11 protein-coding genes are annotated in these 12,482 nt (G+C 72.0%); 5 read left to right on the top strand and 6 right to left on the bottom strand.

Going from position 1 to position 12,482, the window contains the following annotated elements; translation table 11 throughout:
* Positions 1-22: 22 nt before the first annotated feature.
* From zwf to tkt, 3 genes are read right to left on the bottom strand one after another with little or no spacing between them, the layout of a single operon-like run.
* Positions 23-1,561: a glucose-6-phosphate dehydrogenase gene (gene zwf, locus SRB5_RS12605; protein ID WP_323377814.1), complete on the bottom strand. Its 1,539-nt coding sequence runs from the start codon at positions 1,559-1,561 to the stop codon at positions 23-25.
* A 5-nt stretch (positions 1,562-1,566) separates the two neighbouring features.
* Entirely contained in the window at positions 1,567-2,685 is a 1,119-nt protein-coding gene (gene tal, locus SRB5_RS12610; protein WP_153451902.1) for a transaldolase, read from the bottom strand.
* A 35-nt stretch (positions 2,686-2,720) separates the two neighbouring features.
* Positions 2,721-4,808 (bottom strand): transketolase, encoded by a 2,088-nt coding sequence (tkt, locus tag SRB5_RS12615; protein ID WP_323377815.1) that lies wholly within the window; start codon positions 4,806-4,808, stop codon positions 2,721-2,723.
* Positions 4,809-5,090: 282 nt separating this feature from the next.
* Here tkt and SRB5_RS12620 point away from each other — a divergent pair, with 282 nt between their 5' ends.
* The 3 genes from SRB5_RS12620 to SRB5_RS12630 all read left to right on the top strand — a co-directional run bounded on the left by SRB5_RS12620 (position 5,091) and on the right by SRB5_RS12630 (position 7,060).
* On the top strand, positions 5,091-6,032 hold the full coding sequence (locus SRB5_RS12620; RefSeq protein WP_323377816.1) for a heme o synthase: 942 nt from the start codon (positions 5,091-5,093) through the stop codon (positions 6,030-6,032).
* A gap of 63 nt (positions 6,033-6,095) precedes the next feature.
* Positions 6,096-6,512, top strand: coding sequence for a prevent-host-death protein (locus SRB5_RS12625; protein WP_153451903.1), 417 nt, complete (start codon positions 6,096-6,098; stop codon positions 6,510-6,512).
* A gap of 242 nt (positions 6,513-6,754) precedes the next feature.
* The gene (locus SRB5_RS12630) at positions 6,755-7,060 is read left to right on the top strand and encodes a hypothetical protein (RefSeq protein WP_153451905.1); all 306 of its coding nucleotides are present in this window, start codon (positions 6,755-6,757) and stop codon (positions 7,058-7,060) included.
* A 306-nt stretch (positions 7,061-7,366) separates the two neighbouring features.
* Here SRB5_RS12630 and SRB5_RS12635 read toward each other — a convergent pair whose 3' ends face one another.
* Positions 7,367-8,551, bottom strand: coding sequence for an MFS transporter (locus SRB5_RS12635; RefSeq protein WP_153451907.1), 1,185 nt, complete (start codon positions 8,549-8,551; stop codon positions 7,367-7,369).
* 100 nt (positions 8,552-8,651) lie between these two features.
* Here SRB5_RS12635 and SRB5_RS12640 point away from each other — a divergent pair, with 100 nt between their 5' ends.
* A complete protein-coding gene (locus SRB5_RS12640) occupies positions 8,652-9,737 on the top strand; it encodes a DUF5937 family protein (RefSeq protein ID WP_153451909.1) in 1,086 nt (361 codons plus the stop codon).
* Here SRB5_RS12640 and SRB5_RS12645 read toward each other — a convergent pair.
* Both SRB5_RS12645 and SRB5_RS12650 read right to left on the bottom strand, forming a co-directional pair.
* Positions 9,729-10,688 (bottom strand): BadF/BadG/BcrA/BcrD ATPase family protein, encoded by a 960-nt coding sequence (locus SRB5_RS12645; RefSeq protein WP_323377817.1) that lies wholly within the window; start codon positions 10,686-10,688, stop codon positions 9,729-9,731. The genes SRB5_RS12640 and SRB5_RS12645 overlap by 9 nt on opposite strands.
* Positions 10,685-11,548: a MurR/RpiR family transcriptional regulator gene (locus SRB5_RS12650; protein ID WP_194292911.1), complete on the bottom strand. Its 864-nt coding sequence runs from the start codon at positions 11,546-11,548 to the stop codon at positions 10,685-10,687. The genes SRB5_RS12645 and SRB5_RS12650 overlap by 4 nt, the downstream gene beginning before the upstream one ends.
* A gap of 122 nt (positions 11,549-11,670) precedes the next feature.
* Between SRB5_RS12650 and SRB5_RS12655 the strand changes: the two genes are divergently transcribed.
* Positions 11,671-12,432 carry a sugar isomerase domain-containing protein gene (locus tag SRB5_RS12655; RefSeq protein WP_153451911.1) on the top strand — a complete coding sequence of 254 codons (762 nt, stop codon included), beginning with the start codon at positions 11,671-11,673 and terminating at the stop codon, positions 12,430-12,432.
* Positions 12,433-12,482 lie beyond the last annotated feature (50 nt).

Here is a 12,482-nt window from a genome sequence, read left to right on the forward strand (position 1 = left end):
GTTGTCCCCCGAAAGAACGCAGTCATGGCCGCCGCCAACTCCGTCCGTCTCTCGCGAGCATCTCGTCCGCCGCCTTGGGACCCCAGGTCCCCGAGGTGTACGACTCGGGCCTGCCGTTCTTCGCCCAGTGCCGCTCGATGGGGTCGAGGATCTCCCAGGACCGCTCGACCTCCTGGTGCCGGGGGAAGAGGTTGGCGTCGCCGAGCAGGACGTCGAGGATGAGCCGCTCGTACGCCTCCGGGCTGGACTCCGTGAAGGACTCGCCGTACGCGAAGTCCATCGTCACGTCGCGGATCTCCATCGACGTGCCGGGGACCTTCGAGCCGAACCGGATGGTCACGCCCTCGTCCGGCTGCACCCGGATGACCAGGGCGTTCTGCCCGAGCTCCGAGGTGTCGTAGGCGTCGAACGGGGAGTGCGGGGCGCGCTGGAAGACGACCGCGATCTCCGTGACCCGGCGGCCGAGGCGCTTGCCGGTGCGCAGATAGAACGGCACGCCGGCCCAGCGCCGGGTGTTGATCTCCAGCTTGATGGCGGCGTAGGTGTCGGTCGTGGAGTTGGGGTCGATGCCCTCCTCCTCCAGATAGCCGGGCACCTGCTCGCCGCCCTGCCAGCCGGCCGCGTACTGGCCGCGCACGGTGTGCTTGGACAGGTCGTCGGGCAGCCGGACCGCGTTGAGGACCTTCAGCTTCTCGCCGACCAGCGCCTTGGGATGGAAGGAGGTGGGCTCCTCCATCGCGGTGAGCGCGAGCAGCTGCAGCAGATGGTTCTGGATGACGTCGCGGGCGGCGCCGATGCCGTCGTAGTAGCCGGCGCGGCCGCCGATGCCGATGTCCTCGGCCATCGTGATCTGCACGTGGTCGACGTAGGACCGGTTCCACAGCGGTTCGAAGATGGTGTTGCCGAACCGGAGCGCCAGGATGTTCTGGACGGTCTCCTTGCCGAGGTAGTGGTCGATCCGGAAGACCTCGTTGGGCTCGAACACCCGGTGCACGATCTTGTTGAGCTCCTGCGCGCTCTTCAGATCGTGCCCGAAGGGCTTCTCGATGACCGCCCGCCGCCAGCCGTGGCCGCTGGAGTCGGACAGGCCGTGCTCCTGGAGCTGCTGGACGACGTTGGGGAAGAACTTCGGCGGTACGGAGAGGTAGAAGGCGAAGTTGCCGCCCGTACCGCGCTCCTTGTCGAGGGCCTCGATGGTCTGGCGCAGCCGGTCGAACGCCACGTCGTCGTCGAAGTCGCCCTGGACGAACCGGAAGCCCTCCGACAGCTGCTGCCACACCTCCTCCCGGAAGGGGGTGCGCGCGTGTTCCTTGACGGCGTCGTGCACCACCTGGGCGAAGTCCTCGTCCGCCCACTCGCGCCGGGCGAACCCGACGAGGGAGAAGCCCGGCGGCAGCAGACCCCGGTTGGCGAGGTCGTACACCGCGGGCATCAGCTTCTTGCGGGACAGGTCACCCGTCACGCCGAAGATGACCAGACCGGACGGCCCCGCGATACGCGGGAGCCGCCGGTCCTGCGGGGCGCGCAGCGGATTCGCCGTCACACCCGTCGGTTCGGTCACCGCCCTCACGCCTCCTTCGGCGTACGGCGCTCGAGCTCCGCCTGGGTGGACGCGACGAGGTCGTTCCAGGCGGCCTCGAACTTCTCCACGCCCTCGTCCTCGAGCACCTGCACGACGTCGTCGTACGAGATGCCGAGGCCCGCGAGGGCGTCGATGTCGGCCTGCGCCTGCTTGTACGTGCCGCGCACCGCGTCGCCGGTGATCTCGCCGTGGTCGGCGACGGCGTCCAGGGTGGCCTCGGGCATGGTGTTGACGGTGCCGGGGGCGACCAGGTCGACGACGTACAGGGTGTCCTTGTACGCCGGGTCCTTCACGCCCGTCGACGCCCACAGCGGGCGCTGCTTGTTGGCGCCGGCCTTCTCCAGGTCCGCCCAGCGGTCGGAGGAGAAGACCTCCTCGTACGCCTGGTAGGCGAGCCGGGCGTTGGCGACGGCGGCCTTGCCGCGCATGGCCTTGGCCTCGTCGGTGCCCAGGGCGTCGAGGCGCTTGTCGATCTCGGTGTCCACGCGGGAGACGAAGAACGACGCCACGGAGTGGATCTCCGAGAGGTCCAGCCCGGCCTTCTTGGCCGTCTCCAGACCGGTCAGATAGGCGTCCATCACCGCGCGGTAGCGCTCGAGGGAGAAGATCAGCGTGACGTTGACGCTGATGCCCAGGCCGGTGGTCTCCGCGATGGCCGGCAGGCCGGCCTTGGTCGCGGGGATCTTGATCAGAGTGTTCGGCCGGTCCACCAGCCAGGCCAGCTGCTTGGCCTCGGCGACGGTGGCGGCCGTGTTGTGCGCGAGCCGCGGGTCGACCTCGATCGACACCCGGCCGTCCTGGCCGTCGGTGGCGTCGTACACCGGGCGCAGGATGTCGGCGGCGTCGCGGACGTCCGCCGTCGTGATCATCCGCAGCGCCTCGTCGACGGTGAGCCGGCGGGCGGCGAGGTCGATCAGCTGCTCGTCGTAGCCGTCGCCCGAGGAGATGGCCTTCTGGAAGATCGACGGGTTGGTCGTGACGCCGACGACGTGGCTGTCGTCGATGAGCTCGGCGAGGTTGCCGGACGTAATCCGCTTGCGGGACAGGTCGTCCAGCCAGATCGCGACGCCTTCGTCGGAGAGGCGCTTCAATGCGTCTGTCATGGGGTTTCAGCTCCTGTTGTCATGTTCCGTAAGCTTCAGCGACCGGAGGCTTCCAGAGATTCCCGGGCGGCGGCGGCTACCGCGTCACCCGTCAGGCCGTACTCCTGGTACAGGACCTTGTAGTCGGCGGAGGCGCCGAAGTGCTCCAGCGAGACGATCCGGCCGGCGTCCCCGACGTACTTGGGCCAGGTGAGTCCGACGGCCGCCTCGACGGCCACGCGGGCCTTGACGGACGGGGGCAGCACGCTGTCGCGGTACGCCTGGTCCTGCTCCTCGAACCACTCCACGCAGGGCATGGACACGACCCGCGTCGGGATGCCGGCGGCCTGCAGCTGCTCGCGCGCCTCGACGGCGAGCTGCACCTCGGAGCCGGTTCCCAGCAGGATCACCCGCGCGTCGCCGCCGTCCGCCTCGAAGAGGACGTAGCCGCCGCGGGCGGTGTCCTCGTTCGCCTCGTACGTCGGGACGTTCTGCCGGGTCAGGGCCAGACCGTGCGGGGCGCCCTTGCCGTACACCTTGGTGTGGCGGCGCAGGATCTCGCGCCAGGCCAGGACGGTCTCGTTGGCGTCCGCGGGGCGGACGACGTTGAGGCCGGGGATGGCGCGCAGCGACGGGACGTGCTCGATGGGCTGGTGCGTCGGGCCGTCCTCGCCCAGGCCGATCGAGTCGTGCGTCCAGACGTAGGTGACCGGCAGGTGCATCAGGGCGCTCAGCCGCACCGCGTTGCGCATGTAGTCGGAGAACACCAGGAACGTGCCGCCGTAGACCCGGGTGTGGCCGTGCAGCGTGATGCCGTTCATGGCGGCGGCCATCGCGTGCTCACGGATGCCGTTGTGGACGGTCCGGCCGTACGGCTGGGCCTCCGGCAGCGGGTTGCCCTCGGGGAGGAAGGACGACGAGGCGTCGATGGTGGTGTTGTTCGAGCCGGCGAGGTCGGCGGAGCCGCCCCACAGCTCGGGGACCACCGGGCCCAGCGCCTTCAGCACCTCGCCGGAGGCCTTGCGGGTGGCGACGTCCTTGCCCGCGGGGAAGGACGGCAGCTTCTCCTCCCAGCCCTCGGGCAGCTCGCCGGCCTGGATCCGGTCGAACTGCGCGGCCCGCTCCGGGTTGGCGGAACGCCAGGCGGCGAACCCCTTCTCCCAGACGGCGCGGGCCTCGCGGCCCCGGTCGCCGGCCTCGCGGGCGTGCGCCAGGACCTCGTCGGCCACCTCGAAGCTCTGCTCGGGGTCGAAGCCCAGCACCCGCTTGGTGGCCGCGACCTCCTCGGCGCCCAGCGCGGAGCCGTGCGCGGCCTCCGTGTTCTGGGCGTTCGGGGCCGGCCAGGCGATGATCGAGCGGGCGGCGATGAACGACGGCCGGTCGGTGACCGCGCGGGCCGCCTCGAACGCGGCGTACAGCGCCTCGGGGTCGAGGTCGCCGTTCGGCTTCTGCTCGACCCGCTGCACGTGCCAGCCGTAGGCCTCGTACCGCTTGATGGTGTCCTCGGAGACCGCCGTGGCGGTGTCGCCCTCGATGGAGATGTGGTTGTCGTCCCACAGGAGGGTCAGGTTGCCCAGCTTCTGGTGCCCGGCCAGCGACGACGCCTCGTGCGAGATGCCCTCCTGGAGGCAGCCGTCACCGGCGATCACCCAGATCTGGTGGTCGAACGGGGACGTGCCGGCGGGAGCGTCCGGGTCGAACAGGCCGCGCTCGTAGCGGGCGGCCATCGCCATGCCCACGGCGTTGGCGACGCCCTGGCCCAGCGGGCCGGTCGTGGTCTCCACGCCCCTGGTGTGGCCGTACTCCGGGTGGCCCGGGGTCTTGGAGCCCCAGGTGCGGAAGGCCTTCAGGTCGTCCAGCTCCAGTCCGTATCCGGACAGGTAGAGCTGGGTGTAGAGCGTGAGGGAGGAGTGGCCGGCCGAGAGGACGAACCGGTCACGGCCCACCCAGTCGGGGTCGGCGGGGTCGTGCCGCATCACCTTCTGGAAGAGGGTGTAGGCGGCGGGTGCGAGGCTCATGGCCGTGCCGGGGTGGCCGTTGCCCACCTTCTGTACGGCATCCATGGCCAGGACGCGAGCCGTGTCGACCGCCCGGTCGTCCAGCTCGGTCCAGTCGAGCGCTGTGGTCGTCGGCTGTGTGCTCACCCTTGCTCAGGGCTCCTCTCCACAAGTCGAATGCCGGTGAACAAATGCCCACCGGACACGTCGAGCCTATCCCGCTGTTCCAGCGTGCCCGTCAGGGGCACGGCCCGCCTCCCGACTGGGCAAAAGCGTGCGCTCAGGGGGTGGTGTCCGGGCTCTGATGAGCAACTGATACGGGCCGGCTCCCCCGTCCGACACACGAGGGACCCCCGGGAAGGCGGGCCCGGGGGCAGCGTCTAAAGTTGGGGTGCTGAGTTCCCGACCTTTCCTGATTCAGAGGTGTCCGTGACGGCCGTCGAATCCCGACCTGCAGGGACGCTGGCGGCGTCCCCCGCACGCTGGCCGTTCCGGGCCCGTCTGATGGCGTTCGTCGCGCTGACGAAACCGCGCATCATCGAACTGCTGCTCATCACGACCGTTCCGGTGATGTTCCTGGCGGCCGAGGGCGTGCCCGATCTGTGGCTGGTTCTGGCCACCTGTATCGGCGGCTATCTGTCCGCCGGCGGCGCGAACTCGCTCAACATGTACATCGACCGCGACATCGACGCGCTGATGCACCGCACGGAGCAGCGCCCGCTGGTCACCGGCATCGTCTCGCCGCGCGAGGCGCTGGTCTTCGGGCTCGGTCTCTCCGTGGTCTCCACGGTGTGGTTCGCGGCGCTCGTCAACCCGCTGTCCGCGGCGCTGTCGGTGGCGGCGATCCTCTTCTACGTGGTCGGCTACACGATCATCCTGAAGCGGCGGACCGCGCAGAACATCGTGTGGGGCGGCATCGCCGGCTGCATGCCGGTGTTCATCGGCTGGTCGGCCGTGACGAACACGGTGTCGTGGGCCTCGCTGATCCTGTTCCTGGTGATCTTCTTCTGGACGCCGCCGCACTACTGGCCGCTGTCGATGAAGGTCAAGGACGACTACGCGCGGGTCGGCGTGCCGATGCTGCCGGTCGTCGCCTCGAACAAGGTCGTGGCCCGGCAGATCGTCGCGTACAGCTGGGTGATGGTGGGCGTGTCCCTCCTCCTGTGGCCGCTGGGCCCCACCGGGTACTTCTATCCGGCGGTCGCCGTGGTGCTGGGCGCCTTCTGGATGCGGGAGGCGTACGCACTGCGGGCCCGCGCGAAGGCGGGGCTGACCGGGGCGAAGCTCAAGGAGATGCGGCTCTTCCACTGGTCGATCACGTATGTGTCGCTGCTGTTCCTGGCGGTGGCGGCGGATCCGTTCCTGCGCTGAGGCGTACGTGGCGTACGTCGTGCGCCGATGCGCGCTGGATGCCACTGATCCCGGAGGTATCGCATGTCCGCGGTGCACTACGACAGCTACAGCGACGCTCGTACTCATCTGAAGGATCTGCTGGACGCGGCCGACGAGGGGCGGGTGGCCGCCGTACGGCGGGACTCCGGCCGTACGGCGGTGGTCGACGTGGGGAGGCTGCGCCGATATCTCGCTTCGGTCTGCCCGTCCCGCGCGCAGGTGGTGCCCGAGGCCGACGGCTGGTCGGTACTCGTCCCGGGACTTCCGGTCACGGCCGACGGGAACTCGTTCGACGAGGCCGTAAAGGATATGGCGGACGCGCTCCGCGAGTACGCGGAGGACTGGCAGGAGCGGCTGCGGCTGGCGCCCAACCACCAGGACAACTGGGGTCTGGTGCAGCTCATCGAGCTCAGCGACAACGAGGAACTCCGGGCCTGGATCGCGGGGGTGCCGCGGTGACCCGGCGGCAACCGGATCGGCCGTACCACAACTCCTTCTGCACCACGGAGGGCTGGCAGCGGGTGCGTGATGCGCGTGGGCGTGTGGGCACGCATCACGTCACGTACGAGCTGACGTTGTCCGACGACCGGATACTTCGGACGGGCGTTTCCCACCCTGTCGACCGGACCGGATACGGCGCGGCGATGTGGGCGCATGTCCTGCGCGATCGGTCGCGGGTGGGGTGGCCAACCCGGTTACCCATGGGTAGCATCAGGGGTATGAGCGACAAGACCACCGGCCGGCTGGCCAAGCAGATCGCCGCCTTCTCCACCGAGCACGGCGGGGCGGAGGGGCAGATCGCCTACCTCGGGCAGATGGGCGCGCGGATCGTCCTCGTCGGGGACGACGGGGCGTGGGGCGATCTGGTCGCCCCGTCGGTGGACGTGGCGACCGCGGCGGCCGAGGCGGCGGGTCTCACGCTGCGCGAGGCGTTCGACGGGGAGCTCGCGGCGAAGGTCTCCACGGGGCCGTACGAGTGGCGCCGGATGGCGGGCATCCAGCTCTGACGTTCGCTTCCCCGCCCTCGGACGCCGGGTGGGCCGGGTTTCCTCGCGCCGTGTCTCTGGTCCGGTGGGGTGTGCGTGCCTGGGTCTGTGGGTCGGGGCCGCCCGACACACCTGTGCGCGTAGTGCCGCGTCGTGGTTGGGTCGGGTGCGTTTCCCGTACGCGCACAGGCGTGTCGGACGTCCCCTTGCCCGCGTCGGCGGCCGCCGGTTTCGTCCGAGCCGGCCAGGGTGCCCCCGGAGCCGGTAACGGGTGGTGTGTGGGTGGGAGCTGACCGCGCCGGAGGCGCGGGGGCCGGCGGCAGAGGCTCACCCCTGGCCTCCGGCCACGGCGGACGCCGAGAGCAGCGTCGCCGACGCGAGGCTGCCCCAGAGGGCGACCGCGCCGTGCGGGGCCAGCGCCGTGATCGCCGCCGGGGACACCGCGAGGCCGAAGCCCGTGGAGAGCTGGAGGCGGGCCAGCGCCCGGCCCAGGGCGTGGGGCGGGGCCAGCGCCGTGACCAGCGCGGTGGCGCTGCCCGCGTAGAGGATCTCCCCCAGCGTGCAGATCACGGACACCGCCGCGACGGCCGGGGCCGCCCAGCCGTGGGCGAGTGACGTGGCCGCCAGGAAGCCCGCGTACGAGGCCGCCAGCACCACGCCCGAGAGGGCCAGCGTCGTCCGGCGGCGGAAGCGGGACATGAGCACCGTCAGCGGGACCTGGAGGGTGACGACCAGGACCGTGTTGGTCACGAAGACCGCCGCCGGCCAGGCCGGGGACGCGTGGAGCTGGGTCACCAGGATCAGGGGGAGCGCGATCTCGGGGACGTTGAGGCAGAAGACGTAGATCACGTTGGCGGCGAGCAGCGTGCGCATGCGGGGTGCGGGCCCGGTCGCGTGGGGCCCGGACGGGTCCGTCGGGTCCGCCCGTACGTGGACCGACCAGGCCAGGACCGCCGCGCCCAGATAGGCGAGTGCGGTCGCCACCGCCATCGCCCGGAGCGCCGCGGTGCCACCCGCGAGGCAGGCGGTGGCCAGCAGGGCTCCCACGCCCAGGGCGCCGTTGCGCAGGGCTCGGGCCGCCGCCAGGGCCGTGTCCCGGTCGCGGCCCTCGGCCACCGTGGCCACCAGGGCCGCGTGGGCCGCCGGCCAGGCCTGGTTGCCGATGCCCAGGAAGAGGGCGGCCGTTGCGAAGAGGGTGACGTGGCCCGTGGGGGCCGCCAGGAGCAGGGCTACGCCCAGGACCCGGATCAGCATGGAGGCCGCCACCGCCGTGCTGCGTGCGCCGTGGTCGAGCCAGCGGCCCAGGGCGGGCATGCAGGCCAGGCCGGCGACGATGCCGGCGGTCATCGCGGTGCCGGCCGCCGGGGCGGACAGGTTCAGGACCGTGATGCCGTAGAGGAGGAGGAAGGGGCGGAGCAGGCCGGTGCCGAGGGCGTCCACGGCCAGGGCCATGACGTAGCGGGGGCCTCCCGAGGCCTGGATCAGGGGGCGGGTTCTGGTGAGGGGTGCCATGGCTCAGACGGTGCTGGCCGGTGGTGGGGTGGGGCACGTCGATTGACGTTCACCGTCAATCGACGGGGGTGGTCGTTGCGCGGGTGGTGATGATGGGGGCATGACGCTGAGGATCGATGTCAGCGGTGTGGGGGGTGAGCCCGTACGGTTCGCCGCCTCACCGCTGGCCGAGTTGACCGCGATGCTGCATGTGCTGGCCGAGCCGGGGCATCATCCGCTGTTCGCGGGGTGGGCCGCGGATGTGTGGGCCGGGTTGCTGCCCGAGTTGGCCGAGCGGTTGCGGGAGGCGGAGTTTCTCTGGCGGTCGTCGCAGGCCGATTTCCTGCTCCCGGCGAGGCCGCGGCCCACTCTCGCCGAGGAGTTGGACGACGTGGATCTGATCTCCGACGAGACGTATGTGACCGCCGCGCTCGTCACCACGTGCGGGAGCAGCCGGGTGCATTTCCGGGGGGCGTCGCCGCTCACCGACGCCGTGGCGCGGGAGCGGGCGCTGGAGGTGGCGCAGGCCCGGGGTGCGTTGCAGGAGGCGTTCGCGGAGCGGCTGCTGGCGGATCCGGGTGCTGTGCGGGCGCGGGTGCGGGAGACCCTCGAGGAGTGTGCCGGGGCCTTCTTCGAGCGGGCGTGGGCAGGTGTCGCCGTGCGGATCGCCGATGATCTGCGGCTGAAGAACGAGCTGCTCAGGCGGCGGGGGCCGGCGGCCGCGCTCGCCTCGGTCTCCGGTGCGGTCACGCTGGCGGCGGACGGTGGGCGCATCGTCGTGGACAAGGTGCAGGACAAGGCCACCGTCGCGCGTGGTGCCGGGGTCACCTTCATCCCCAGCGTCTTCGGGCGCCCGCATCTCGTCGCGGTCCATGCGCCGGGGTGGCATCCGGTGGTGCAGTATCCCGTCGCCGAGCCCGAGCCGGGTGATCCGGTGCCGCTGGAGACGGTCACCCTGCGGCTGGAGGCGCTCGCCCATCCCGTACGGCTGCGGCTGCTGCGTACGCTGGCGCGCGGGCCGCACACCACCGGGGAGCTGGCCGGCTTCTGGGATCTGACGGCGCCGGAGGTGTCCCGGCATCTCGCCGTGCTGCGGCGGGCGGGGCTGCTCACGGGGCGGCGGGACGGGCGTTATGTGCGGTACAGCCTGAACCTGTCCGATCTGACGGCGCTGGGTACGGACCTGCTGTCGGCCGTCCTACGCTGACCCCCGCGCCGCCAGCCGGGCCAGCGCCACCGCTCCCGGGAGGCCGTCCGGGACCGGGTGCGGGGTGAGGCCCAGCGAGGCGAGGCGCTTCGTCAGGCGGGGCAGCAGGGGGCCGCCGGTGCCGATCAGGCCGCCGACCGTCACCAGGGCCTCCCCGGGGGCCGGGGTCAGGGCCGTGACGCACTCCAGGAGGAGGTCCGCCGCGTCGTCCAGGATCGCCCCCGCCACCGCGTCGCCCGCGGCCGCCGCCTCCACGACCGTCCTGCTGTGCCGGGCCAGGAGCACCGGGGGGTCGCACGCCAGGGCGCCGTCGACCAGCGCCAGGCGCAGGCGCTCCGGGGCCGGGTCCGCGGTGGTGAAGCCGAACGCCCGGGCCAGCAGCAGCGCCAGGGCCGTCGCCGGGCCACGGCCGTCGAGGGCGCGCAGGGAGCGGCGCACGCCCTCGCGCGCCACCCAGAACCCGCTGCCGTCGTCACCGGCCAGCCACCCGCAGCCGTCCGCCGCGGCCACCAGCCGGCGGGCGGTGATGCGGGCCGCCCCCGCGCCGGTGCCCGCGATCATGACGATGCCGTCCGCGGGGGGACCGGGCGCCCCGGCGAACGCCACGTCCACGTCGCCGATCACCTCGACCGCCGCACCCCGCACCCCGTGCGCCTCCAGCGCCGCCCGGACACCCCCCACCGCCGCCCGCTGGCCGGGGTCGTTGGCCTGGCCCGGGCCACCGCCGCCGGCGAAACCGGCGACCACGGCCCGTACCGCGGCGGGGTCCCGCCCCCGCAGCACGTCGCCGACCACCCGCGTCAGCCGCTCGGCCAGCACGTCCGCCGGGACCGAACGGGCGTTGCCCGGGCCGGTGGCGGCGGTGGCCAGCAGCGGTCCGCCGCCGGCGGGAGCGACGGCGGCGCGCAGGCTCGTACCGCCCGCGTCGATGCCGATGACGAGGCCCGTCACCGCGCGTCCCGGTACGGGCGTACCGCCTCCTGCGACGCCGCCATCGCCTGCGTCGTCCTGTCGTACGTCCGCTGCGCCACCGCGATGTGCAGCACGTCGAACACCGCCATCTGCGCGTGCCGGGCGAGCGCCGCGGAGCTGACGCCCGTCGCCCGCACCCGGGTGGCCAGGGCCAGGTCGGCGTGGCGGGCGAGGGGGGCGTCGGGGTCGTTGGTCACCGCGACGGTGGTGGCACCGCGGGAGGCGGCCTCGGCCAGGACGTCGCGGGGCTCGCGGGTGGCGCCGGTGTGCGAGACGGCGACCACCACGTCGTCGGGGCCGAGCAACGCGGCGCCGGTCAGCGCGATATGGGCGTCCGTCCAGATCCAGGCGGGGATGCCGATGCCGTACAGCCGCTGCTGGAACTCGGCGGCCGTCGTACCGCTGCCGCCCACGCCGAACAGCTCCACGCGCCGCGCGGCCGCGATCCGCAGCGCCACCTCCTCCAGCACCCGCAGGTCCAGCCCGCGCACCGCCTCCGCGACCACCCCGGCGACCGCGGCGACCACGGCCTCGGCGACCCGGTCCAGCGCGTCGTGCTCACTGATCGCCGCCCCGATACCGCCCTGCCAGGTGCGGGACACCGTACGGGCCGGGTCGGCGGCGGCGAGTGCCAGGCGCAGCTGGGAGTAGCCGGCCAGGCCCAGGGTGCGGCACAGCCGGGTGATGCTGCCGGTGGACACCCCGGCGGTCTCGGCGAGTTCGAGGATGGTGCGCGCGGCGACGGCCCCCGGATCCGCGAGGATCAGGGCGGCCAGGGTGCGCTGGGCCTCGGGGAGGCCGGGCTCGAGCTCCCGGATACGGTCGACGATCTGGCTCACGAAGAAGAATTCTTCACCGCTGCGCCATATCTCTGTCAAGACCTTGACGAATCCGGCGTGGATCCCGCAGATTGAGCTTTCGGCAGAGAAAAATTGTTCACCGCACCGAACCGGAGTTGGGTATGACCGGGCAGACGATCGACGCCGACGCATTCACCACCGCCGCCCTGGAGACGGTCCGCCGGGTCAGCGAGACGCAGCGCGAGGGCGTGCTGGCCACCGCCGCCCTGTGGGCGGACTCGCTGCAGAAGGACGGCGTGATCCAGGCGTTCGGCACCGGCCACTCGGAGGCCCTGGCCACGGAGATCTCCGGCCGGGCGGGCGGGTTCGTACCGACGAACAAGGTGTCGCTGCGGGACGTGGTGCTGCGCGGCGACAAGCCGAAGGAGTTCATCACCGACCCGCTGCTGGAGCGCGATCCGGCGACGGCCCGCAAGCTGTACGAGCTGTCCGGGGCGCAGCCGCAGGACGTGTTCGTGATCGCGTCCAACTCCGGGATCAACGGCTCGATCGTGGAGATGGCGGGCATCGTGAAGGAGCACGGGCATCCGCTGATCGCCATCACGTCCACCGCGCACGGCGCGAAGACTCCGTCGCGGCATCCGTCGGGCAAGCGGCTGCCGGACTTCGCGGACATCGTGCTGGACAACGGCGCGCCGTTCGGCGACTCGCTGCTGGAGCTGCCGGGCGGCGGCACGGCGTGCGCGGTGTCGTCGATCACGGGCGCGTTCCTGGTGCAGCAGATCGTCGCGGAGACCATCAAGCTGCTGCTGGCGGCGGGGGTCACGCCGCCGGTGTATCTGTCGGCCAACATCCCGGCGGGCGACGAGCACAACAAGGCCCTGGAGGCCAAGTACGAGGGTCGCATCCGCCGGTCGGCGTAACGCGTACGGAAAGAAGCCTCCGCCGGTGGTCCCGGCGGAGGCTTCTTCGC

Origin of the sequence: Streptomyces smaragdinus (assembly GCF_009604385.1) — a bacterium.
Lineage (GTDB): Bacteria > Actinomycetota > Actinomycetes > Streptomycetales > Streptomycetaceae > Streptomyces > Streptomyces smaragdinus.

Bases quoted from the DNA above. Each gene is read 5' to 3' on its own strand.
- SRB5_RS12630 (WP_153451905.1), top strand. From the start codon at position 6,755: ATGGGTAGCATCAGGGGTATGAGCGACAAGACCACCGGCCGGCTGGCC.
- SRB5_RS12640 (WP_153451909.1), top strand. From the start codon at position 8,652: ATGACGCTGAGGATCGATGTCAGCGGTGTGGGGGGTGAGCCCGTACGG.
- tal (WP_153451902.1), bottom strand. From the start codon at position 2,685: ATGACAGACGCATTGAAGCGCCTCTCCGACGAAGGCGTCGCGATCTGG.
- SRB5_RS12655 (WP_153451911.1), top strand. From the start codon at position 11,671: ATGACCGGGCAGACGATCGACGCCGACGCATTCACCACCGCCGCCCTG.
- SRB5_RS12635 (WP_153451907.1), bottom strand. From the start codon at position 8,551: ATGGCACCCCTCACCAGAACCCGCCCCCTGATCCAGGCCTCGGGAGGC.
- SRB5_RS12625 (WP_153451903.1), top strand. From the start codon at position 6,096: ATGTCCGCGGTGCACTACGACAGCTACAGCGACGCTCGTACTCATCTG.